We start from the raw sequence: 20,933 nt of genomic DNA on the forward strand, positions 1-20,933 counted from the left end.
AATGGCGTGAAAATAACTCGTTTCCCCTGGTAATGGCAATGCAGGATAGTGGCGAAACTTGATGATCAGCCCGGATATCCTTCATGCCCGCCTTGGAAAGTTTTCCCTATGTCACGCAGCGCAACGGCCTGCCCGCCACCGCCGCCGACCTGGCCCCGCTGGCGTTTGCCGGCTACGCCCACTTCACCGCGATGCAGGTACGCGGCGGACGGGTCCGGGGCCTGGACCTGCACCTGGCACGTTTGCGCGCGGCCTCGCTGACGATGTTCGGGCGGGCGTTGCCCGATACCGCCATCGTGGATGCGCTGCGTTCAGCCATCCGCGCCAGCCCCGAGGACTTATCCCTGGTCGCCACCGTCTATTCCCCAGCCGGCGAATTCACCGTTGCCCAAGGCGATACCCCGCTGGACATCCTGGTACGGACCGGGCCGCCTTCAAATGGCCCGGCCGGGCCCCTGTCGTTGGCGGCGATACAGCACGAGCGGACGCTGCCGGCCGTGAAGCATGTGGGCGAAGTCGCCAAGACGTATCTGTTGCGGCAGGCGGCCCGGCAAGGCGCCGACGACGCAGCCTTCGTCGACCGGCAGGGTCGTTTGAGCGAGGCGTCCATCTGGAACCTTGCGTTCTGGGATGGGCAGGCCGTGGTGTGGCCCGATGCCCAAATGCTGACCGGCACGACGATGGGCATCGTGCAGCGGCAGCTGCGCGACAGGCAGATACCGCAGCGTGTGCAGCCCGTGACGTTGGCCGACCTGCCGGCCATGGCGGGGGCCGCCGTGATGAACTCCTGGACGCCGGGCGTCGCGGTGAGGCGTATCGGCGACACCGCGATGCCGGACGCGCCCGCGTTCATGACATTGCTGCACGACGCCTATCGGGCCGAAGCGCTGATGGCGCCGTGATGGCTTGCGGCCACGCAACGGGATGCCCGCAACGGGATGCCGGCAACGTGGACGCCGGCAAACGGGAGGGCCGGCAACGATCAGTCGGCGCGGAACCCCGTGGCCTTCACCACATCGCTCCAGCGCTTGGATTCGCTGGTCAACAACGCTTGCAGCGTCGGGCGGTCGGATCCCACCACCACGAAGCCGGCCTCGGCCAGGCTGCGTACGGCAGCGGGCTGGCGCAGCGCAGCGGCGCTGTCTTTTTGCAGGCGGTCCAGTACCGCATCCGGCGTGCCGGCGGGCGCGAACAGCGCGAACCACGCGCCGAAGTTCACGGCGGGCAGGCTGCGTTCGGCAAAGGTCGGCACCGCCGACAGCGCGGGCGAGCGTTGCGCGCCGGTGATGGCCAAGGCACGCAGCTTGCCGCCCTGCACTTGCGGCACGGCCAGCGCCGTTGTCACGAACGCGGCCTGCACCGCGCCGGACACCAGGCCGGACACCGCGTCGCCCGTTGAGCGGTAGTGGATGGCCTCGATCTTCATGCCCGCTTCGCGCGCGAACAACTCGGCGCCAAAGTGGCCCGGCGTACCCGCCCCGAAGGTGGCGAAGTTGATGCGATCGGACGCCTTCTTCGCGCCGTCGATAAACGCCGTCAGGTCCTGATACGGGGAATCGGCCGGCACGACCAGCACGAAGTCGGCGCGCACCACTTCAGAGATCGGCGCAAAATCGCGCGGCGGATCGTAATTCAGGTTGCGGTAGGTGGCGGGCGAGATGCTGATGGAGCCGACTTCGCCCAGCAGAATCGTCTGGCCATCGGCCGGGCTGCGCGCCACGGTCTGCGCGGCGATCTGCCCGCCCGCGCCCACCTTGTTTTCCACGACCACGCTTTGGCCTAGCAACGGCCCCATGTGTTGCGACAGCGTGCGCGCCACGATGTCGGGCCCGGTGCCGGGCGGAAACCCCACGTTCAGCCGCACCGGCCCATTGGGAAATTGCGCCATCGCGGCAAGCGGCACGCACAGCAGGAAGCCGCCCAACAGGCGGCACAGCATTGAAGTCATGGTTGTCTCCGAGTCGTTTTTATCGTCATGCCACGGCGGATGCCGCGGGTTCAGCAAATGCGGTAGAAGCGCAGTTCGACCCGGTCGGGATAGCGTGCGCCCGTGCCGATGAACAGGCTTTCGTTCATCCAGCCCAGTGCGGGCGCCGCCGTTTCAAAGCGCGGATAGCTGCGGAAATAAATCCTGGCGGGGTCCACGGGTTCGCCGCGCACCAACCGGGCGATGTCGTCCGCGTGCCCGGTGCGGATGCCGGTGTTCTCGACGTAGACGCGATCGCCCTCGGGCGTTTCGATGACGTAGCGCGCGTGAATGTCGGTGTACGTGGCCGAGCGGATCACCTGAAAATCGGCGCCGCCCGGCAGCACCTTGCCTGTCAGGCGTGGGCCTTGCGCGGTGCCGCCCGAAATCGGGATGACGCGGCGGCGGCCTTGCGGCGTGTCGCCCACTTCCTGCGGTGCGCCAACCTGGACGATAACGGTGGTGACGTGTTCGAGCCGGGGGGCTTCCGGGTCGGTCAATGCATCGATGGCGCTCATGGCGTGGCTTCCCGGCTTTTCTTCAAGGCGGCGGGATCGAATCCCGCCAGTTGTTTGTAGCGCAGCGATACCGCCGCCAATTCCTCGTGCGCCATCACATCGTGGATGTCGGTGAAACCTTGCGGCGCGCGTTCTTCGGCCATCTGCATGACCTGTTCGGGGCCATTCAAGCGGTTGCGCAGCACGATGCCGGCCGTGCGCGGCAGGCGCTCGGCCTCATATTCCAACAATGCGATTTCCGGCGTGCGCACGCGACCGCCGGCCGCCTGCGCCAGCCAATCCGACAGACAGCGCGCGTCCAGAATGGCTTGCGCCGATCCGTTCGAACCAATGGGGTACATGGGATGCGCGGCGTCGCCCAACAGCGTCACGCGCCCCCGCGTCCAGCGCGGCAGCGGGTCGCGGTCCACCAAGGGAAATTCGTAGATGGCTTCTGCGCCGTCGATGATCGCGGGAATGTCGATCCAGTCCCAGCGCCAGTTGGCGAACTTGTCCGCAAACACCGACTTGTTCACCTGGCGGTTCCAGTCGGTGGCCGGCAGTTCGGCGCCCGGCACGGAAAGTTCGGCAATCCAGTTGATCAGCGAACGCCCTTCGCGGCGCAGCGGTTCAGAGATCGGGTAGCAGACGAACTTCTGGTCCTGATGACCGGCCATGAACATGCTGCGCCCGTCCAGGTAGGGCAGGGCCTCGGTGACCGCACGCCACAGCATGCGGCCAGAGAAGCGGGGTTCGTCGCCCACCGGATGCAGTTGGCGGCGCAACGCGGAATGGATGCCGTCGGCGCCCACCAGGATATCGCCGCGCACGCGGTGCAACGATCCGTCCGCGCGCCGCCGGAACACTGCCGTGGCGCCGTCCGCGTCCTGCTCGGCGGATTCCAGCGCCATGCCCGTCACAATGGCATCGTTGCCCAAACGGTCTCGCACCGCTTGCGCCAGCAGCATCTGGAATTCGCCCCGGTGCACCGAGAATTGCGGCAGCGGATAACCCGCTTGAACGCCACGCGGCTCGCGCCAGATGGGCTGGCCGAACTTGTTGTAGTAGTGCAGCTGCGACGTTTCGATGGCGCGCTCGGCCAGCGCGGGCATCAGGCCCAGCTGTTCCAGCTCGCTGACCGCGTGCGGCAGCAGGTTGATGCCCACGCCCAGCGGTCTCAGTTCCTGGGCGCTTTCATATACGCGGCATTCGATGCCGCGCCGATGCAGCATCAGCGCGAGCGTCAGCCCGCCGATGCCGGCGCCGGCGATGACGATTTGCATGTCCACTCCTGGTCTTATTTGTTATGCAACATAACAAAATTGCCGCCGATTCCGCACCGGGGATTTCCCGTAATCCGGTAGCGCGGCGCGCATGACTGCATTAGTGTTGAGCCCCCTGACACCAGGACCCTGCCCCGCGCCACCGCCATGTCACGAGCCGCATCCCAACGCCCCCGCCGCCCCGGCGCGCGAGGCGAGCAGTTTCAGCCCCACGTCCCCGGCGTCCGGTACGGCGCACTGGACGGTCTGGTCGGTTACGCCATCCGACGCGCGCAGATCGTTATCTATGAGGACTTCCTGGCCGCGTTGGCGCCGTGGGACATCACGCCCCAGCGGTTTTCGGCGCTGACATTGATTGCGGCGAATACTCACCTGAAACTAACGGACCTGGCTCGCATCCAGGGCATTGCGCGGTCGGGCGCCGTGCAGATCGTGAACCAGTTGCAGGCGCTGGGCTATGTGGAACGGCAGGACGCCGAGCACGATAAGCGCGCCTATTCCCTGGCAGCCACCGACGCCGGCCGCGCCGTGCTGGCCGACATTACAGAGGCCGTGCAGGCGCATGACGCGCGGATCAGCCAGGAACTGGGTGCGGCGGAAAAGCGGCAGCTGATTGAATTGCTGGGCAAGCTGGGGGCTTAGGCCCGGGCGGCTATTGCCCAAACGAGCGCCGGCGCCCCCCCCACAAGGGCGGCATGGCCGCTGCGAGCGCGCCCGTGGTGCTACGATCCACCGACCCGTTTACACGTGAAGGAACCCATGCCGACCCCCATGCGCCAGCAAGACCCATTCATGCCAACGCCCGAAGCCATGCAGCGCCGCCTGGAGCTTGAGAACGTGCACAATGCGCGCGACCTGGGCGGGCTGGCCGGGATCGACGGCCGGCGCGTGCGGCGGGGCAAACTGTTTCGCAGCGGCAACCCGGGCCGCGCCAGCGCCGCCGACCTGGAACGGCTGGGCGCGCTGGGTTTGGAAGCCGTCATCGACTTTCGCGCTGAACCGGAAAAGGCCCACGACGAGGCGCACTTCGGCCAACGCTTTCACTGGATTGCATCGCCCGTGCTGGACGGCAATATGGCCATGGCATCCCTGCTGCCGCGCCTGCGCGACGCCAGCCCGGCATTCGCGACGACCATGATGGTCGAGATCTACCGAGAATTTCCGTCGCGCTACCAGGCCGCGTTTGGCGGTTTCATGAACACGGCGATGACGGGCAAGACCCTGCTCTTTCATTGCACGGCGGGCAAGGACCGCACCGGCTTCGCATCGCTGTTGCTGCTATCGGCGCTGGGCGTGGCGCAGGACGATATCCTGTCGAATTATCTGGAATCGAATCACTGCAACGCCCGGTTCTTTGAGGACATCCTGGCAAAGTCCGGCGCCAGCGGCATCAAGGACGACGTGATGATGCCGCTGCTGGAAGTGGCGCCCGCGTACCTGGACGCGTCGGTGCAAGCCATCAAGCAGGAATACGGCAGCATGGACCGGTATCTGAAAGACGCGCTGAAGATAGACGCCGACGTCTTGCGCAATCATTACCTGGAAGCCTGAATCTTGCCGCGCGGGCGAGATTCAATGGCTTCGGCGGGTTCAGCTACTTCAGCCGCTTCAGCTACTTCAGCTACTTCAGTTGCTTCAGTTGCCCGAGCTGCGGCGCAGCCGATCGGAAGACTGCTTGTTCAAGCGCTTTGCCTCTTCTTCGGCGTAGTCTTCTTCGCCGGGGTCGTATGAGCCCTCGTGCATGCAGCTGCTGCGATACCACTGGCACTCGCTGCTGCGGGAGTCTCCCAAGCCAACCATGGAACATCCTGCACCCATCGCGATTAGCGACGCTGCCGCACCGCAACGGATCAACTGTTGAATCGACATAAGCTTGCCCTACCGTTGAATCTACAACGCCCTTTATAACAGTGCCGCATCACTGTTTTGGCGTGCATGGGCGTGCGCATTACATCCCCTAACTGAAACCCTAGGATCGAAACCATGCTGAAGGACCGCGCATTTCTGGCCTGGCTTGCCGTCTTTGCCGTGGTGGCCGGCACACTGATTGCGTTGCTGTGGCCACGGACGTCGGCGCCTGTATCGATTGGGGGTGGCGGCTATGACCTGTCGGATTGGGTGTACACGCTGTCGCTGCTGGCGTTCACGGGATTGTGGTCGACGGTGGCGACGCTGATCGGGCTAAGCCGAAACAACGCGCATGCCGCGAAGCGGGCGTATCGATTGGCGGCGGTCGGGCTCACGACATTCGTGGTGGCGGTGGTGGCGTTTGGCGGGAACTTGCATTGAGGCATTCAATGGCCATGTGTCCAAGGCCAAAGGCAAACGCAAACGCAAACGCAAAGCAAAAAGCCCGCTGAAACGTAGCGTTTCAGCGGGCTTTTTTGCGAGGAATTCTTGGTGCCGACGGCGAGACTCGAACTCGCACAGCTTTCGCCACTACCCCCTCAAGATAGCGTGTCTACCAATTTCACCACGTCGGCATTCACCAGATTTCTGTAACCCTACCGATAGGCAAGGCCAGAAAGTCGAGCATTCTAGCATGGATTTAGTAGAACCCGGAATGAAGCAGATTTCGGGCTCCGATCCCAATGGCGCAAAATAAAAAAGCCGGCGCGCACGCCGGCTTTTTCAACCTTGCCCGATCTTACTTGGCGGGCGTTTCAGCCGGCTTGGTGGCCGGAGCGGCCGGGGCAGTGGGCACCGAGGCATCGGGCTTGGCCGGCGCGGCAGGCGCCGCCGGAACCGAAGCGGCACCCGGAACCGAAGAACCACCGGCTGCGGGAGCAGCGGGGGCTGCGCCCGGCACTTGCGGCACGGAGCGGTCGGCCGGGAAGCTTTGCATCACGCCGGAGTCAACGGCCGGGCCGCTGGTGCCCTTGTGGCTGACGTAGGCCAGGCCGGCGGTGGACGCAAAGAAGACCACGGCGGCCCACTTCGTGGCGCGCGACAGGAAGTTGGCAGCGCCAGTGGCACCGAACAGGCTGCCGGACGAGCCGCTACCGAAAGCGGACCCCATGTCGGCACCCTTGCCCTGCTGCAGCAGGACCAGGACGATGATAGCCAGCGCCGAAAGTACTTGGACGGCCAGCAAAAGTTTAAGCATCAAGGGCATTACAGACTCCGGAACGGAAACTTAGATGGCGGCAATACGCAAAAATTCTTCAGCCACTAGCGACGCGCCGCCGACCAGGGCCCCGTCGATATCAGTCATGGCGAACAAACTGGCGGCGTTGGCAGCTTTGACGCTACCGCCGTATAAAACTTGTACTTGCGCCGCGCCCAGCGTGCGCAGGGCGGCGCGGATGGCGCCGTGAACTTCCTGCGCTTGCTCCGGGCTGGCGGTGCGGCCGGTGCCGATGGCCCAGACGGGCTCATAGGCCAGGACCATGCGCGCCACCGATTCGGCGCCCAGGGCCAGCACGGGCTTCAACTGGCGCTCGATGACGGCCAGCGTGTTGCCCGCTTCGCGATCCGCCAGCGATTCACCGACGCAGACCACCGGGGTCAGGCCTGCGGCCAGCGCGGCTTGCGCCTTGGCGGCAACGATTTCGTCGGTTTCACCGTGCAGCACGCGGCGCTCGGAGTGGCCGGCCAATGCCCAGCGGCAACCGAATTCTTTCAGCATTGCACCGGACACTTCACCGGTGTAGGCGCCTTTTTCGTGTGCGCTGACGTCTTGCGCGCCCCACGACACGCTGCTTCCGGTCAGGGCCGAGCCAGCTTGCGCCAGATAGGGAAACGGAACACAGATGCCGATCTCGCAGTGGCTCGCGGCATCCGCGGCGCGCAGCTCGGTCAGCAACGCGGCGTTCTCGGCCAGGTTGCCGTGCATCTTCCAGTTGCCCAGCACGAGGCGGGCGCGATTGTCGACTGAAGTCATGGCAGGTGTCAGAGTGGGGGTGAGCCCCGGGCAATGATGCAACCGCCCACGGGCCTGCCTGGAAAAAATTCCAGGCGAAACCCAAGATTGTATCCTGTTGCGCGGCGATACGCCGATCGCCGCGCGATTCTTACATTGTCAGGATGATTTTGCCGATGTTTTCACCGCCTTCCATCATGGCGTGCGCCTTGGAGGCCTCGGCCAGCGGGAAGGTGGCGTGAACGATGGGCTTGATGGCCCCTTTTTCCAGCAAGGGCCAAGCCTGTTCGCGCAGGGCGCGGGCGATGGCGCCCTTGAAGGCGACGGGACGGGGACGCAGGGTGGAGCCCGTGATGGTCAGGCGGCGGCGCATGACTTGCGAGGTGTCCACGTCGGCGCGCGAACCGCCCAGTTGCGCAATGATGACGATGCGGCCGTCATCGGCCAGGCACTGCATGTCGCGGGCGATGTAGTCGCCGGCCACCATGTCCAGGATGACGTCCACGCCGCGCCCATCGGTCGCGTCCATGACTTCCTTCACGAAATCCTGGGTTTTGTAGTTGATGCCTTTTTCAGCACCCAGTGCCTCGACGGCACGGGCGCGGTCGTCGCTGCCGACCGTGGCGAACACGCGGTTGCCCATGGCGCGCGCCAACTGGATCGCCGTGGTGCCGATGCCGCTGGCGCCGCCGTGCACCAGCAGGATCTCGCCTTCGGACAGGCGGCCGCGATCGAACACGTTGCTCCAGACCGTGAAATAGGTCTCGGGCAAACCGGCCGCTTCAACGTCTGACAAGCCCTTGGGAATGGGCAGGCATTGCGCCACGGGCGCCACGCAATATTCGGCGTAACCACCGCCGGCCACCAGGGCGCAGACCTTGTCGCCGATGGCAAAACCGCTGTCGGCAACGTCACCGCTTACGATCTCACCGGCCACTTCCAGGCCCGGCAGGTCGGACACGCCACGCGGCGGGGCATAGTTGCCCTTGCGCTGGAAAACGTCCGGGCGATTGATGCCCGCGGCGCTGACTTTGATCAGGACTTCACCCGCGCCGGGTTCGGGCGTGGGGCGTTCTACGGGGACCAGGACCTCGGGGCCGCCGGGGCGGGAGATTTCTACAGCGTGCATCGCGTGCCTCCTTTGCAGCAAATAGATTATTATTGCGCCCTTTACGGCATCTCGCGGGATCGTTCGGGCAGAATGTTTGCCTGACGGCCGAATCCCCAAACCGTAACGCCGCGACCCGACGCGCGGCGCGGCATCACCCCGGAAGCGTGGCAGAGTGGTCGATTGCACCGGTCTTGAAAACCGGCAACGGGCAACCGTTCGTGAGTTCGAATCTCACCGCTTCCGCCAGACCCTCGACAGCAGCCCACGCGCCTTTGCGGCGCGGCTGCGTTCCCCTACCCGTGTTGCAGACCGGCCCGAAATACGGCCTTGGCCCCGGCGCCCGCGCGCTATATCGGCAGGTGCCACGCAAAGACACCGGCTTCCCGTCGCGTCACGGGGCATCCTCTCCCGACATGTAGCGCGTGCACAGTTCCCTGAGCCGCAATAGCGCGGGTGGCAGTGTTTTGCCTTCCAGAGTCACAAACACAAACTGGGACGACAACTCCAATGCCGGTCGGATATCCAAGTGCACCAACTCGCCATGGGCGATTCCAGGCTGCGCCACGCGCAGCACGCCAAAGAACACCGTATCGCTGGTTCGGACCAAATCGACCAGCGGGTGGATGTCGTTCGATTGGTACTGGATCGCTTCGATGAAATGCGCTGTTGGGCCGAAATAGGCATTCAGTCGGTGCATCACCTCGTCGCTCATGGCTCGGCCGCTGGCGGCTACGCCGAAACGACGCAAGGCCTGAAAATCGAGATCGGTCCGGCCGGCCAGTGGATGGCCGGTCCGAACCACGAAGCCCAGCGGCGTGCGGGGAAAGAACATCAGATGCAGATCCGCGTCGGCCGGGATGTGGTTGCGGTGAACCACCAGCGCGTCGACCGCCCCCTCGCGCAGCTCTTGCACCTGCATCTCGGGTGCACCGCCGCTTAGCAGCAGCTTGATTGCCGGATAGCGCTCCTTCATCTCGCGCAGCAGCGGCACCGAAAGAATCGCGGTGGGCGTGGGGCCGAGGCCCAGCCGCAGCGTGCCGCCCGCGTAGTCGGCCAACAGGCTGGCGCTGCGACGCAGCTCGGACAGTTCGACCCGGATGCGCCGCGCGCGCACGATGGCCAACTCGCCCAGCGCTGTCAGCGTTTTCTCTTTGTCGCGTTCAAGCAAACGGCCGCCCAGCGTTTCTTCAAGCGCCTGGATACTGCGGCTGAGGGCGGGCTGTGTCAGGTGCAGTTTGACGGCTGCACGGCTGAAAGATCGAGTCTCCACCAACACAAGAAAGTGTTCCAGCTGCTGCAAGTTCATGCGGACCCCGTGGTTTTATTACTTCTTAATTATGCTTTGATGATTAATTATGCATTGGACGTAATGAATCGGGACTTCCAGAATGCGGGTTCACCATCCGAATTCAACTGGAGCAACAGGCCATGGCCCTCGGTTCGCGCTTTCCGCAGTCGGCTTCTTCCCGTTTTCAACGCCTGATAGGCCTGGCCGCAGCCGGCACGCTGGCCATGGCTTGCGCCGCGCCAGCTAGCGCCGCCGACTGGCCGGCCCGCCCGGTCTCGGTATTTGTTCCCGTGGCTGCCGGCGGCGCGGCCGACGCGCTGGCGCGCGCCTGGGCCGCCTACGCCGGCAAAGAGATCGGCGGCACCGTGGTGGTGGAAAACAAGCCCGGCGCCAATGGCAGCATCGCGGCCGCCTATGTGGCCAAGCAGCCGGCCGACGGCTATGCGCTGCTGTTCGGCAGCACGTCCAACATGTCGGTAAACCCATTCACCTACTCGCAGCTGGCCTACAACCCCACGCGCGACTTCGACCCGGTCACGAAGATCGCCGGCACCTCACAAGTGCTGGTGGCCAATCCCGCCACCGGCATCCGGTCGGTGGATGACCTGGTGAAGAAGGCCAAGGCCAGCCCCGGTCATCTGAACTACGGCTCGGCCGGTATCGGCAATTCCACACACCTGAACGTGGCATTTCTGGCCGAGCACTTCAAGATCGAGATGTCGCACGTACCGTACAAGGGCGCAGCGCCGGCAATGATGGATTTGATCGGCGGACAAATCGACCTGACCGCGGACGCGCTTACCGGCGCGGTGCCGCAGGTCAAGACCGGCAAGGCGGTACCGCTGGTGATCTTCGGCGCAGACCGCGTCGCGCAGCTTCCCGATGTGCCCACGATTGCGGAGGTCGGCGTGCAGGGCTTTCCCGGCGACGCCTGGTACGGCTTGATGGCGCCCAAGGGCACGCCCCCCGAGATCGTGACTCGGCTTACCGAGGCCACGCGCAAGTTCTGGGCTGATCCGGCGGTGCGCAAGCAAATGGCCGACATCTACATGACGCCGCCCAAGGAGCTTGGACCCGCCTCGGTGGCGGAGTCGATGAAAACCGAGGCCGATGTGTGGGGCCCGATCGTGAAACGCCTGGGCGTGCGAAACGACTGATTTGTGCCGGGCCGCGTGCCCGGCTTTTTATTGAGGTATCCATGAACGCTATCCCCTCCCCGCGGTTGGCCGAGGCCGTTGAACACCTGCCGCGCGGTGAAGACTTCCTGCTGTGGCCGCCCTGCCTGCAGTCGTATGGCTATCGCATCGTCGATCGCCTGTTCGCCACCCGCGCCATCCGCCGTGGTTCGCAGCCACGCCCCTTGCCGCGCGCTCCCGAAATCGACGTGCGCTTCACGCAGGGCGATGAACAGCTGGGTGTGGCCGATCTGATGGACCGCAACAACGTTGCCGGCCTGATCGCGATCCATCGCGGCCACATTGTTCTGGAACGCTATGGCCTGGGTTTCCAGGCGCATGAGCGCTGGTCGACCATGTCCACGGTCAAGTCCATGACGGCCATGCTGACGGGCGCGGCCTTGCACGACGGCTCGATTGCGAGCCTGGACGACCCGGTGACGGCCTATGTGCCGGCGCTGGCCGGCTGCGCCTACGATGCCGTGACGGTGCGCCACCTGCTGACAATGTCATCAGGTATCGCCTGGGAAGAAAACTACACCGACAAGTCCTCGGATGTGAATCGCTATAGCAAATCGCTGGCCGACAAGGTGCCGGGCGGCGTGCTGGGCTTGCTGCGCGCCTGCCATCGCGCCCACGACGCCGGCCGGGTATGGCACTACAACACCGGGGATACGTATCTGCTGGGCGCGGTACTCAGCGCCGCCACCGGCGGGACGCTGGCCGACTATATGTCACGGCGAATCTGGCAGCCGTGCGGCATGGAATTCGACGGGTTCTACACGCTGGAATCTGACGATGGGCAGGAGATCGGAGGCAGCCGCGCGGGCATGACGCTACGCGACATCGGCCGCTTCGCACAGTTCGTCCTGGACGATGGCGTGGCGGGCGGCGAGCGCATCCTGCCCGAAGGCTGGGTCGCACGGTCCGGCACCCCGGCATTCCAGATCCCGGCCGACCAGCACACCGCGCATCGAGAGGCGCTGGGCCTCGCGGCGTACGGCTACAGCTGGTGGCTGCGCGAGGACGGCGCGATGATGGCCATGGGCCATTCCGGTCAGCGCATCTTCATCGATACGCGCGCACAGCTGGCGGTGGTGCAGCTTGCCGCCTATCCCGAGCCGCGCTACGCGAGCCCCAACGAGCCAGACCGCGATGCAGCACTGAACGCTTTCATTCTTGCCCTGCGCGAGGCCACGGGCGCATAACCATGGGCCGGCGCCGGGCCCGGATCCACGCCCGGCATCGCGACGGAATCTTGCGACACCGCGGAGGCCCGCGCCCCACCTCTGTTTCAGTGGCGGCTGTTCGCACACGCGGTGATCCGGGTTTTCCCTAGCGCAAGACTTGAGTATCATCCGCGCTCCGGTCGTTGTTGTACGGCCCCAGGCGCCTCCAGGATCTCAGTTTCCATGCAATGCCCTCGCTGCAATTGGCAGAACCCCGCCTCGAATACGCAATGCTTCAGTTGCCAGGCGCCGCTGCCTGTCCCGGCTTCGTCGGCCGCCCAACCCGCCGGCGCATTCGCCACGGGCAAGAAAAAAACAAAACCCGCCAAGGCCTCCGCGCCTAAAGCCGCCGCCCGGTCCGCCTCCGCCGGACAAGGCAACGCGCTGGTGTTCCCCAGCATCTGGCCACGGCTGGGTGCAAGCGCAATAGACGCCGTGGTGATGGCGGTGGGAATGACCGTCTTGATCCTGGCGTGCCAGCTGACCTACGAGGGCTTGACCGGTGACAAGGCGCCCTTCTGGATTGCCTTGATCGCCGGATTGATCGGCTGGTTCCTGCCCGCCATCATGGACGCGTGGGGCAACGGGTCGCCGGGCAAGCGCGCGGTGAAACTGCGCGTGGTCAATCGCAAAGGCAAGGCGCCGGGCCTGGTGCGGTCGATGTGGCGGCACACGTTGAAGTACACGGTGAACATGCTGCTGCCGGGCCTGTTTCACCACTTGCAGCAAATGATCTTTGGCGAACGCGCCATGCACAACGCCTTGGCCGGCACGCACGTGATCACACGCGATGCGAACCCGCACGCGATGCAGGCGGCCGTGGCGCGCGCCCCGTCTGTCACCGGCGCGGGCAAGTTTCTGTTTTTTGTTTTCGGCACCCTGGTCCTGGTGGTGGTGGGCATCGTCATAGGCGTGAACGCCACCAGCGATCGCAACAGCGACAACCCGCTGCATGCGGATATCAACCGCTACGACCTGGTGTCCGACCCGGTGCGCCGCCTGGCGGAAAACCACTATCGGCGCACGCAGAAGTTTCCGGCCAGCCTGGACGACCTGGGCATCAGCCAGCAGTCCATGCAAGACAGCGGCTTTTCCAAGGTGGAGATGAACCCGGTCAACGGCGTATTGCGCTTCACCATTGCCGGCACGCCCAGCACCGACGGCACGCCCAGCCTGGCGGGCAAGCATCTGGTCTACGTGCCGGAACTGCGCGCCGAACGCAAAGGCGGCGGCGTGCGCCGGTGGCAATGCGGCAGCGACGACATCCCCGCCAGCGACCGTACCTACAGTTGCCGCCACGACGCCAGCGCCTTCTCGCGCTAGGCCGCCCGGCCATTCTCAGCACCCGCCAAGCAACCGACGTAACGACGGAACCCACGCATGTCCGCCTTGATCGAAGCCATCCACCGCGCCGAAGACGGCAGCGACTTGCCAAAAATGCTGTCGCTGTGCGACCAGGCCGTGCGCGAACAGCCGGCATCGGCCACCGCGTGGGCCTTGCGTGCCCGCTGCCACGCGCAACGCAAAGCCTATGTCCAGCGTGACGCCGACCTGGCGCGCGCGCTGGCGCTGGACCCGCAATGCAGCGACGCCATCGCCGTGCAGGCGGTGGTGCAATACGACGACGGCGACAAGCAGCAGGCGTGGCGCGGATTGCGGGACGCCCGCCAACGGGCGCCTTCGCACTTTGGCCTGCTGATGGCCGAAGGCTACCTGCTGATCAACGACCGTCGCCTGGAAGACGCCATCGCCAGCTGGACCCGCGCCTCTCAAGTGCGTTCGGCCGCCGCCGCGCCGCACTGCTATATCGGATCAAACCTGCACAACGCCGGTCGCTATACCGAGGCCCTGCCCTACCACCAGCGTGCCGTCGCGCTGGCACCCAACAATGGCGGCTTTTTGTACGACGCCGGCAACAACTACCGGCGCCTGGGCGACCTGCAAAACGCCATCGCCATGTTCGACCGCGCCCGCGCCATCCTGGGCGAACAAAACGCCATCCAGCACAACCGCGCGTCCTGCCTGCAAGCCATGGAACGCCACGCCGACGCCATCGAGGAATGGACCAGCCTGCTGCGACGCGAGCCCGACTGGGACTGGCCGCTGGAAGGCAAGGCGCGGTCGCTGCACCGGCTGGGTCGCGCGGACGAAGCCGTGCCCTTGTGGCGCCATCTGGATACGCTGTCCGACACCGGCTGGGAGGGCCGCAAGGAGCAAGCGCGCGAATACGTGCGCAGCCGCGAACCGAAACTTGCCGAAGAAGCGCTGATCGGCCTGGACCCGCTTGACAGCGGCGACGCGCAGCTGCTGTTCGTGGCGGGCAACGCCCAGCGCGACCAGCGCAATTGGGAAGCCGCGCTGGCGTACTACCTGAAAGGCTATGAGCTCGCCCCCAGCGACGACTTCCTGCCCGGCAACGCGGCCGACATGCTGAACTACCTGGAACGCTACGACGAAGCGCTGCCGCTGGCCGAGGTGGCCATTTCGCTGGACCCGGACTGGCTGAAATGGCGTCGCGTCCGCATCGAAGCGCTGACGCATTTGAACCGCGCCGACGAGGCCGTGGCCTACGCCGACACCGCCCTGGAACGTTGGCCCGACAGCGGCCCGCTGCACGCCGAACGCATCAACGCGCTGATCGCCGCCAAGCGCAATGACGAAGGGCTGGCCGCTTGCGACCGCCTGCTGGCGCTGGACCCCGACTACCGCAGCTGGGCGCTGTTCGCGCGCGGCCGGATCTACGGCCAGATGAAGCGCCACGCGGAATCGGCCGTGGCCTACCGCCAGGCCTCCTCGTCCTACCAGCAAAACGGCAAGCCGTATTTTCAGGAGCTGTCGATGAAGAACGCGCTGGAAGCGGAGGCGGCCGCCGCCAAACCCGCCGGCTTTCTGGGACGGCTGTTCGGCCGCAAGTAGCCGGAACGCGCGCGGCGGGATGTTATAGTCACGCCCGCTGCCGACCCTTGCAAAGGGCCGCGCATCGCCCGAGTGGTGAAATTGGTAGACACAAGGGACTTAAAAAAATTTGAGCCCTTTGGAGGAAACTTCAAAGGTGTAGCCCGTCAAACTCGGCGAATGCCCTGGACTTGTTCCGAGCCAACGCCGAGCCAAGCCCCGATTGAAAAATCGGGGAAGGTGTAGAGAGCAGACGGCGGGCACCTAAGGCCGCAAGGCTATGGTGAAGGCGTGCTCCAGACCACGAACAGCGCACCCGCGCTGGCGGCGAAAGCCGAAGTGGTAAGAAAATCCCTCGACCGCAAGGTCGTACCGGTTCGATTCCGGTCTCGGGCACCACTTTTGCGATCGAAAGGCATCGGCCTTTCGGGTCGCCTGTCTTGCGCCTGCCCTGCGCTTTCCCCGGTTTTCCCTTTCTTCCTGTCGTCTTGAACGCCCCCGCCGCCCGCCCCCCTTTCATCGTCCTGGACGCCTGCGTCCTGATGTCCGGCATCTTGCGGCGGCTGCTGTTGCGTCTGGCGGATGCCGGCGTGTACACGCCGGTGTGGACCGAACGCATTGGCGAGGAATGGCGCCGCAACGCGTCGCGCATCTGGGATATTCCGCCCGAGGTGCTGGCCGAGTTCTGGGCCGAGATGAACGCGCGCTTTCCCGACGCCAACGAAGCCGACACCCAGGTGTATGAGGCCTCGTTGCGCTACAGCGATCCCAAGGACTTCCACGTGATTGCCGCCGGCCTGGCGCGCCGCGCGCGTTGTGGCTGGCAGCAGCCGCCCGTGGTGCAGGTGCTGACCTGGAACCTGAAGGATTTCAACCGGTCGGAATTGCGGCGCCAGGGGCTGGATGTGTACAACCCCGATCGCATGCTGGTGCAATGGTGGCAGGCGGACGCGAGCGCCATGCGCGCGGCCATTGCGCAGATTCCCGACGACTACGTCGCGCTGGGCCGCGAGCCCGAACCCTTGGCCACGACGCTGCATCGCGAACGCCTGTATGGCCTGAAGAGCCTGGTGGCGCGCGACGCGGGGTGAAAAGGCGGGGCGGCTTCTGAAGCGACTGCTGAGGCGCCTGCTAAGACGCCTGCTAAGACGCCTGCAGGGGCCGCCTTGCAGGGCGACGAGAGGGCAAAAAAAGGGCCTGGCCAGCTTGCGCCGCACCAGGCCCGGAGCCAAGCGTGTTCCCCGTGGTCAGTCGACCTCGACGAACGTTTCCTCGCGCTTCTTTCGCAGCGCCGGCAGCATCACCAGCACCAGCAAAATGGCGGCCAGCGCCAGCAATGTGGCGGACAGCGGACGCGTGACGAAGGTGCTGAATTCACCGCGCGACAGCAGCAGCGCCCGGCGGAAGTTTTCTTCCATCATCGGGCCCAGCACCAGGCCCAGCAACAGCGGCGCACCCTCGCAGCCCAGCTTGCTCCAGACATACCCGATGACGCCGAAGATGGCGAACATGAAGATGTCGAACACGTTGTAGTTCAGCGAATACACGCCGATCGTGCAGAACACCAGGATTGCCGGGAACAGCATGCGGTAGGGAACCCGCAACAGCTTCACCCAGATGCCGATCAACGGCAGGTTCAGGATGACAAGCATCAGGTTGCCGATCCACATGGACGCAATCAGGCCCCAGAACAGCTCGGGGTGGCTCGTCATCACTTGCGGGCCGGGCTGGATGTTGTGGATGGTCATCGCGCCCACCATCAAGGCCATGACCGCGTTGCCCGGAATACCCAACGTCAGCAGCGGGATGAACGAGGTTTGCGCGCCCGCGTTGTTAGCGGATTCCGGACCTGCCAAGCCGGCCGGATGCCCCTTGCCGAAACGCTCGGGCTGTTTCGACAGCTTCTTCTCAAGCGTGTACGAGGCAAACGCCGACAAGACAGAACCGCCGCCCGGCAAGATGCCCAGTGCGGAACCCAGGGCAGTGCCCCGGACGATGGCGGGCGCGGCTTCGCGGAACTCTTGCCGGCTGGGATACAGCGAACCCACCTTGTCGGTGATCTCGACCCGATTCTCTTTCTGCTCCAGGTTGGCCATGATCTCGGACAGCCCGAAAACGCCCATCGCGACGATGGCGAAGTCGATACCGTCCTGCAATTCCGGGATGCTGAAATCGTAGCGGGCGACGCCCGAATTGACATCGGTGCCGACCATGCCCAGCAGCAAGCCCAGCAGGATCATGCAAATCGCCTTGGGCAGCGACCCCGACGCCAGCACCACCGCGCCGATAAGACCCAGGGCCATCAAGGAAAAGTACTCGGCGGGTCCAAACGCAAACGCCACTTCCGCCAGGGGCGGCGCGAAGGCCGCGATCAACACCGTGGCGACGCTACCCGCGAAGAACGACCCGATGGCAGCAAGCGACAAGGCCGCGCCGGCCCGTCCGTTGCGCGCCATCTGGTGACCATCCAGCACCGTCACCACGGCGGACGTTTCGCCCGGCAGGTTCACCAGAATGGCCGTCGTCGAGCCGCCATACTGGGTGCCGTAGTAAATGCCCGCCAGCATGATGAGGCCGGCCGTGGGCGGCAACACATACGTGATGGGAAGCAGCATCGCGATGGTGGGCACCGGACCCAGGCCCGGCAATACGCCCACCAACGTGCCCAACAGGCAGCCCAGGAATGCGTAGCTGAGGTTTTCCGGCGTGAACGCCACGGAGAAACCCAGCATCAGGTTTTGCAGTAGTTCCATTGCCGTCTCCTAGTTGGCGAATACGCTGGGCCACAGCGGAAATATCAGGCCCAGACCGCGGATGAACGCAAGGTAGGAGAACACCACCAGGAACAAGCCGTTGGCCACGGCGACTTTCCAATTGAATTCGTGGCTGGCGAGGCTGCTGACAAGTACCAGCACGAATACCGACAGGTACAGCCCCAGGTACTTAAGCGCGAAACCGTACAAGACCACCGATCCGACCACCAGGAAAAGAATGCGGAAGTCGAAGCGACTGATCGTGGTGGTCTCGGCGCGCTTGGCCAGTGCGCTGATGAGAACGACCGCGCCCATCAACGCCAGGACGATGCCTAGCCAGAACGGGAAATATCCGGGTCCCATGCGGGCCGCGCTTCCCATGGAATATTCGGTGGCCTGCGCGGAAAAGGCCCCTCCCAAAACGATGAACATGATTCCGGACCAGAAGTCCTGTCTGTTTTTAATCAAGCTGCGGTCTCCCTTGTCTGACGCGCCGAACCCTCACTGGAAACACCGGCGCGCGCTTATATCAACGCTTTCCGCGCCCAACAACGACAGGCGGAAAAGCGAAGTGGGAGATCCTAAATCGCATGCCGACATATCGAATATCCGTAAGAACCATGACTTTTTTGGGGATATCCCTAGGCCAAATAGTGGACAGTTTTCACGCATTTGGCCTCGATGAAGGCTTACAGAAACCCTTCAATCAGCTGTCACGCCAGGCACAGTGGGGATGTACGCGGCCCGCAAAAAAGTTCCCGTTGCGGGCAAATAAATTTTTTGCAGCCCCGGCGCCGCCCCACTTTTTTTGCAACGATTTCCGACTGAAGCAGGGGCGGGGAAAGCAAAAACGCCCGCAAGATGCGGGCGTTCGGAGTCTGGGTACGGTGACGATCAGGCCGGGCCGGCGCCCCTGCCGCAGTCCTGGTCAATGGTCGTGGTTGCTGGCCGCGAAGCCCGCGGCGTTCAGCACGTCGATGACTTCCAGGATGTGGTCCGGACCACGGGTCTGCAAGACAAAATCCACTTCGACATTGCGCACCGGCAATGACGTGAAAGCGCGTTGGTGATGCACTTCGGTGATATTCGCCTGCGCGTCGGCAATGAGTTTGGTGGCATGCGCCAGCGCGCCCGGCAGGTCGCGCAAGTCCACGCGGATACGGGCAAGGCGGCCGGCGCGCACCATGCCGCGTTCGATCAGCTCGCCCAGCATCAGCGGGTCAATGTTGCCGCCCGTCAGCACCAGGCCGATGCGCTTGCCCTTGTAGCGGTCGCTGCCCGCTTCCTGCGCGCGCAGCAGGGCCGCCAAGCCCGCCGCGCCGGCGCCTTCGACCACGGTCTTTTCAATTTCCAGCAACACGACAATGGCGTGTTCGATGTCGCTTTCGCTGACCAGTTCAATGTGATCGACCAGCTTGGCGACGATGGGCTGCGTCAGCGCGCCGGGCGACTTCACGGCGATGCCTTCCGCAATGGTGTATTGCCCCTGCGGCATGTCCACGCCCTTGACCGCCGCGTACATCGACGGGAAGCGCTCGGTCTGCACGCCCACGATCTCGATGTCCGGCTTCAAGGCCTTGGCTGCCGTGGCCACGCCGGAAATCAGCCCGCCGCCGCCGATGGCGATGACCATCATGTCCAGCCGCGGCTGGTCTTCCAGCATTTCCAGCGCCACGGTGCCCTGCCCCGAAATGACGGCTTCGTCGTCGTAGGGGTGGATCATGATCAGCCCGCGCGCCTGCGCCAGCTCGTAGCCGTGCGCCTTCGCATCGTCGAACGTATCGCCCGCCAACACCACCTCGGCGCCAAAGCGGCGCGTGTTGGCCACCTTGACGGTGGGCGTGAAGCGCGGCATCACGATCACGGCCGGTACGCCCATGCGCTGCGCATGGTAGGCCACGCCTTGCGCATGGTTGCCGGCGGACACCGCGATAACCCCCTTGGCGCGCTCCTCGTCCGACAAGCTGAGCATGCGGTTCAACGCGCCGCGTTCCTTGAACGATGCCGTGAATTGCAGGTTCTCGAACTTCAGCCAGATCTCGGCGCCGAAGATGTCGGACAGCGTGCGGGACAAGGTAAACGGGGTCTTCAAGACCTGGCCGCGCAAGTGTTCGCGGGCGGTCTGGATGGAAGCGATATCGATCACGATGGGTGGGTCCTGTTAACGCACAGGCAGAAAATTGAACAGCAAGAGGCCTTGCGCATAGTTGATCCCGATGCGGCGGGAATTCTCGCCAAGCAGGTTGGCGATCAGGTCCAGCCTGCCGATGATGGCGCCGAACTCGCGTTCGAAGCTCAGGTTCGTGGCATTGGGAGACATTTCATTGGCCAGCAAAAGCAGCTCGCCCTGATTGTTGCGGCGCGAGGCCAGCAGCCAGGCGGCAGCCTCGACGTTCCGTGCGGCATTGTAGACCCGCTGGCCGTCCAGCGCGTCGGTGGCATACAGGCGGGTCTTGCCGTTGTGTGCGGCGATGATGGTGTCGGCCATGCCGTAGATGAACGCGCCGACGCGGTCGCCGGAGTAGTTCGGGTCCAGCGACACGGCCAGGATCTGGATGTCTCGCAGGCCGGCCAGGTCGCTGGGCGGGATGCGCACTTCGATGGCGTGCTTGACCCGGTTCACGGCGGCTTTTTGATCGGCCACGCCGGTCTTGCGCCATTCGCGCGGATTGCGCCGGTAGAGCTTGTCCAGCAGCGAATACAGGCTGGTGAGGTTGTCGCGCACTTCCAGCGTGACGGTGCGGTTGAAATCCGTCTGGCCGAATTGGTCGGCCGACATGGCTTCGCTGTTGGGGCCGCGCTGCCCCGGCCCCGGACTGCTCATGCAGCCGGTCAGCATTGCGGCGGACAGCGCGCCACACAGCACCGCGCCCG

At 64.7% G+C, this 20,933-nt stretch carries 21 protein-coding genes and 2 tRNA genes; 10 read left to right on the plus strand and 13 right to left on the minus strand.

Features of this window, described 5'->3' with window-relative positions; translation table 11 throughout:
• Nucleotides 1–83: 83 nt before the first annotated feature.
• Nucleotides 84–902: an aminotransferase class IV family protein gene (locus tag AC0Z35_RS16565; RefSeq protein ID WP_485132282.1), complete on the plus strand. Its 819-nt coding sequence runs from the start codon at nucleotides 84–86 to the stop codon at nucleotides 900–902.
• An 80-nt stretch (nucleotides 903–982) separates the two neighbouring features.
• Here AC0Z35_RS16565 and AC0Z35_RS16570 read toward each other — a convergent pair whose 3' ends face one another.
• Genes AC0Z35_RS16570 through AC0Z35_RS16580 form a run of 3 tightly spaced genes read right to left on the minus strand, consistent with a single transcriptional unit; the run spans nucleotide 983 to nucleotide 3,746 of the window.
• On the minus strand, nucleotides 983–1,948 hold the full coding sequence (locus AC0Z35_RS16570) for a Bug family tripartite tricarboxylate transporter substrate binding protein (protein WP_485132281.1): 966 nt from the start codon (nucleotides 1,946–1,948) through the stop codon (nucleotides 983–985).
• A 50-nt stretch (nucleotides 1,949–1,998) separates the two neighbouring features.
• Entirely contained in the window at nucleotides 1,999–2,484 is a 486-nt protein-coding gene (locus AC0Z35_RS16575) for a DUF3237 domain-containing protein (RefSeq protein ID WP_120154163.1), read from the minus strand.
• Complete coding sequence (locus tag AC0Z35_RS16580) at nucleotides 2,481–3,746, minus strand: flavin-dependent oxidoreductase (protein WP_120154161.1); 1,266 nt, start codon at nucleotides 3,744–3,746, stop codon at nucleotides 2,481–2,483. Before AC0Z35_RS16580 ends, AC0Z35_RS16575 begins: the two co-directional genes overlap by 4 nt.
• Before the next feature lie 147 nt (nucleotides 3,747–3,893).
• Between AC0Z35_RS16580 and AC0Z35_RS16585 the strand changes: the two genes are divergently transcribed.
• Both AC0Z35_RS16585 and AC0Z35_RS16590 read left to right on the plus strand, forming a co-directional pair.
• Nucleotides 3,894–4,388: a MarR family winged helix-turn-helix transcriptional regulator gene (locus AC0Z35_RS16585; RefSeq protein ID WP_120154159.1), complete on the plus strand. Its 495-nt coding sequence runs from the start codon at nucleotides 3,894–3,896 to the stop codon at nucleotides 4,386–4,388.
• A gap of 117 nt (nucleotides 4,389–4,505) precedes the next feature.
• Nucleotides 4,506–5,297, plus strand: coding sequence for a tyrosine-protein phosphatase (locus AC0Z35_RS16590; RefSeq protein WP_082134629.1), 792 nt, complete (start codon nucleotides 4,506–4,508; stop codon nucleotides 5,295–5,297).
• Nucleotides 5,298–5,381: 84 nt separating this feature from the next.
• Here the strand turns inward: AC0Z35_RS16590 and AC0Z35_RS16595 are convergent, their stop codons facing one another.
• Entirely contained in the window at nucleotides 5,382–5,546 is a 165-nt protein-coding gene (locus AC0Z35_RS16595) for a hypothetical protein (RefSeq protein WP_370512778.1), read from the minus strand.
• A 183-nt stretch (nucleotides 5,547–5,729) separates the two neighbouring features.
• Here AC0Z35_RS16595 and AC0Z35_RS16600 point away from each other — a divergent pair, with 183 nt between their 5' ends.
• The gene (locus AC0Z35_RS16600; RefSeq protein WP_120154153.1) at nucleotides 5,730–6,035 is read left to right on the plus strand and encodes a hypothetical protein; all 306 of its coding nucleotides are present in this window, start codon (nucleotides 5,730–5,732) and stop codon (nucleotides 6,033–6,035) included.
• A gap of 109 nt (nucleotides 6,036–6,144) precedes the next feature.
• Here AC0Z35_RS16600 and AC0Z35_RS16605 read toward each other — a convergent pair.
• The 4 genes from AC0Z35_RS16605 to AC0Z35_RS16620 all read right to left on the minus strand — a co-directional run bounded on the left by AC0Z35_RS16605 (nucleotide 6,145) and on the right by AC0Z35_RS16620 (nucleotide 8,737).
• Nucleotides 6,145–6,229, minus strand: a tRNA-Leu gene (locus AC0Z35_RS16605).
• Nucleotides 6,230–6,393: 164 nt separating this feature from the next.
• Nucleotides 6,394–6,861 (minus strand): preprotein translocase subunit SecG, encoded by a 468-nt coding sequence (gene secG / locus AC0Z35_RS16610; protein ID WP_104142895.1) that lies wholly within the window; start codon nucleotides 6,859–6,861, stop codon nucleotides 6,394–6,396.
• Nucleotides 6,862–6,882: 21 nt separating this feature from the next.
• Nucleotides 6,883–7,629 (minus strand): triose-phosphate isomerase, encoded by a 747-nt coding sequence (tpiA, locus tag AC0Z35_RS16615; RefSeq protein WP_046807028.1) that lies wholly within the window; start codon nucleotides 7,627–7,629, stop codon nucleotides 6,883–6,885.
• Between the two features lie 130 nt (nucleotides 7,630–7,759).
• Complete coding sequence (locus AC0Z35_RS16620) at nucleotides 7,760–8,737, minus strand: NAD(P)H-quinone oxidoreductase (protein WP_046807027.1); 978 nt, start codon at nucleotides 8,735–8,737, stop codon at nucleotides 7,760–7,762.
• A gap of 140 nt (nucleotides 8,738–8,877) precedes the next feature.
• Here AC0Z35_RS16620 and AC0Z35_RS16625 point away from each other — a divergent pair.
• Nucleotides 8,878–8,965, plus strand: a tRNA-Ser gene (locus AC0Z35_RS16625).
• A 145-nt stretch (nucleotides 8,966–9,110) separates the two neighbouring features.
• Here AC0Z35_RS16625 and AC0Z35_RS16630 read toward each other — a convergent pair.
• Nucleotides 9,111–10,025 carry a LysR family transcriptional regulator gene (locus AC0Z35_RS16630; RefSeq protein ID WP_046807026.1) on the minus strand — a complete coding sequence of 305 codons (915 nt, stop codon included), beginning with the start codon at nucleotides 10,023–10,025 and terminating at the stop codon, nucleotides 9,111–9,113.
• Between the two features lie 122 nt (nucleotides 10,026–10,147).
• On the opposite strand from AC0Z35_RS16630, the gene AC0Z35_RS16635 reads away from it, so the two are divergent.
• The 5 genes from AC0Z35_RS16635 (at nucleotide 10,148) to AC0Z35_RS16655 (ending at nucleotide 16,397) form a co-directional block, all read left to right on the plus strand.
• Nucleotides 10,148–11,164: a Bug family tripartite tricarboxylate transporter substrate binding protein gene (locus AC0Z35_RS16635; RefSeq protein WP_223264773.1), complete on the plus strand. Its 1,017-nt coding sequence runs from the start codon at nucleotides 10,148–10,150 to the stop codon at nucleotides 11,162–11,164.
• Nucleotides 11,165–11,205: 41 nt separating this feature from the next.
• Entirely contained in the window at nucleotides 11,206–12,390 is a 1,185-nt protein-coding gene (locus AC0Z35_RS16640; protein ID WP_485132280.1) for a serine hydrolase domain-containing protein, read from the plus strand.
• A 204-nt stretch (nucleotides 12,391–12,594) separates the two neighbouring features.
• On the plus strand, nucleotides 12,595–13,734 hold the full coding sequence (locus AC0Z35_RS16645; protein ID WP_485132279.1) for an RDD family protein: 1,140 nt from the start codon (nucleotides 12,595–12,597) through the stop codon (nucleotides 13,732–13,734).
• Between the two features lie 57 nt (nucleotides 13,735–13,791).
• Nucleotides 13,792–15,327 (plus strand): tetratricopeptide repeat protein, encoded by a 1,536-nt coding sequence (locus AC0Z35_RS16650; protein ID WP_485132278.1) that lies wholly within the window; start codon nucleotides 13,792–13,794, stop codon nucleotides 15,325–15,327.
• Nucleotides 15,328–15,848: 521 nt separating this feature from the next.
• Nucleotides 15,849–16,397 (plus strand): PIN domain-containing protein, encoded by a 549-nt coding sequence (locus AC0Z35_RS16655; protein ID WP_240434040.1) that lies wholly within the window; start codon nucleotides 15,849–15,851, stop codon nucleotides 16,395–16,397.
• 156 nt (nucleotides 16,398–16,553) lie between these two features.
• Here AC0Z35_RS16655 and AC0Z35_RS16660 read toward each other — a convergent pair whose 3' ends face one another.
• The 4 genes from AC0Z35_RS16660 to AC0Z35_RS16675 all read right to left on the minus strand — a co-directional run bounded on the left by AC0Z35_RS16660 (nucleotide 16,554) and on the right by AC0Z35_RS16675 (nucleotide 20,898).
• Nucleotides 16,554–18,059, minus strand: a complete 1,506-nt coding sequence (locus tag AC0Z35_RS16660; RefSeq protein WP_046807021.1) for a tripartite tricarboxylate transporter permease — start codon at nucleotides 18,057–18,059, stop codon at nucleotides 16,554–16,556.
• 9 nt (nucleotides 18,060–18,068) lie between these two features.
• Nucleotides 18,069–18,491, minus strand: coding sequence for a tripartite tricarboxylate transporter TctB family protein (locus AC0Z35_RS16665; protein WP_485132277.1), 423 nt, complete (start codon nucleotides 18,489–18,491; stop codon nucleotides 18,069–18,071).
• Nucleotides 18,492–18,987: 496 nt separating this feature from the next.
• Nucleotides 18,988–20,205 carry a threonine ammonia-lyase gene (locus tag AC0Z35_RS16670; protein WP_046807019.1) on the minus strand — a complete coding sequence of 406 codons (1,218 nt, stop codon included), beginning with the start codon at nucleotides 20,203–20,205 and terminating at the stop codon, nucleotides 18,988–18,990.
• A 15-nt stretch (nucleotides 20,206–20,220) separates the two neighbouring features.
• Nucleotides 20,221–20,898: a hypothetical protein gene (locus AC0Z35_RS16675; protein WP_370512779.1), complete on the minus strand. Its 678-nt coding sequence runs from the start codon at nucleotides 20,896–20,898 to the stop codon at nucleotides 20,221–20,223.
• Nucleotides 20,899–20,933: the final 35 nt, after the last annotated feature.

It is taken from the genome of Achromobacter sp. 1L-A-4-B-C2 (assembly GCF_057291955.1).

Excerpts from the sequence above, each read along its gene's own strand:
- AC0Z35_RS16575 (WP_120154163.1), bottom strand. The coding sequence starts at position 2,484 with ATGAGCGCCATCGATGCATTGACCGACCCGGAAGCCCCCCGGCTCGAA.
- AC0Z35_RS16585 (WP_120154159.1), top strand. The coding sequence starts at position 3,894 with ATGTCACGAGCCGCATCCCAACGCCCCCGCCGCCCCGGCGCGCGAGGC.
- AC0Z35_RS16630 (WP_046807026.1), bottom strand. The coding sequence starts at position 10,025 with ATGAACTTGCAGCAGCTGGAACACTTTCTTGTGTTGGTGGAGACTCGA.
- AC0Z35_RS16640 (WP_485132280.1), top strand. The coding sequence starts at position 11,206 with ATGAACGCTATCCCCTCCCCGCGGTTGGCCGAGGCCGTTGAACACCTG.
- AC0Z35_RS16665 (WP_485132277.1), bottom strand. The coding sequence starts at position 18,491 with ATGTTCATCGTTTTGGGAGGGGCCTTTTCCGCGCAGGCCACCGAATAT.
- AC0Z35_RS16565 (WP_485132282.1), top strand. The coding sequence starts at position 84 with ATGCCCGCCTTGGAAAGTTTTCCCTATGTCACGCAGCGCAACGGCCTG.
- AC0Z35_RS16650 (WP_485132278.1), top strand. The coding sequence starts at position 13,792 with ATGTCCGCCTTGATCGAAGCCATCCACCGCGCCGAAGACGGCAGCGAC.
- AC0Z35_RS16600 (WP_120154153.1), top strand. The coding sequence starts at position 5,730 with ATGCTGAAGGACCGCGCATTTCTGGCCTGGCTTGCCGTCTTTGCCGTG.
- AC0Z35_RS16655 (WP_240434040.1), top strand. The coding sequence starts at position 15,849 with ATGTCCGGCATCTTGCGGCGGCTGCTGTTGCGTCTGGCGGATGCCGGC.
- AC0Z35_RS16595 (WP_370512778.1), bottom strand. The coding sequence starts at position 5,546 with ATGGTTGGCTTGGGAGACTCCCGCAGCAGCGAGTGCCAGTGGTATCGC.
- AC0Z35_RS16635 (WP_223264773.1), top strand. The coding sequence starts at position 10,148 with ATGGCCCTCGGTTCGCGCTTTCCGCAGTCGGCTTCTTCCCGTTTTCAA.
- AC0Z35_RS16645 (WP_485132279.1), top strand. The coding sequence starts at position 12,595 with ATGCAATGCCCTCGCTGCAATTGGCAGAACCCCGCCTCGAATACGCAA.
- AC0Z35_RS16660 (WP_046807021.1), bottom strand. The coding sequence starts at position 18,059 with ATGGAACTACTGCAAAACCTGATGCTGGGTTTCTCCGTGGCGTTCACG.
- tpiA (WP_046807028.1), bottom strand. The coding sequence starts at position 7,629 with ATGACTTCAGTCGACAATCGCGCCCGCCTCGTGCTGGGCAACTGGAAG.
- AC0Z35_RS16620 (WP_046807027.1), bottom strand. The coding sequence starts at position 8,737 with ATGCACGCTGTAGAAATCTCCCGCCCCGGCGGCCCCGAGGTCCTGGTC.
- secG (WP_104142895.1), bottom strand. The coding sequence starts at position 6,861 with ATGCCCTTGATGCTTAAACTTTTGCTGGCCGTCCAAGTACTTTCGGCG.
- AC0Z35_RS16590 (WP_082134629.1), top strand. The coding sequence starts at position 4,506 with ATGCCGACCCCCATGCGCCAGCAAGACCCATTCATGCCAACGCCCGAA.
- AC0Z35_RS16580 (WP_120154161.1), bottom strand. The coding sequence starts at position 3,746 with ATGCAAATCGTCATCGCCGGCGCCGGCATCGGCGGGCTGACGCTCGCG.
- AC0Z35_RS16675 (WP_370512779.1), bottom strand. The coding sequence starts at position 20,898 with ATGCTGACCGGCTGCATGAGCAGTCCGGGGCCGGGGCAGCGCGGCCCC.
- AC0Z35_RS16570 (WP_485132281.1), bottom strand. The coding sequence starts at position 1,948 with ATGACTTCAATGCTGTGCCGCCTGTTGGGCGGCTTCCTGCTGTGCGTG.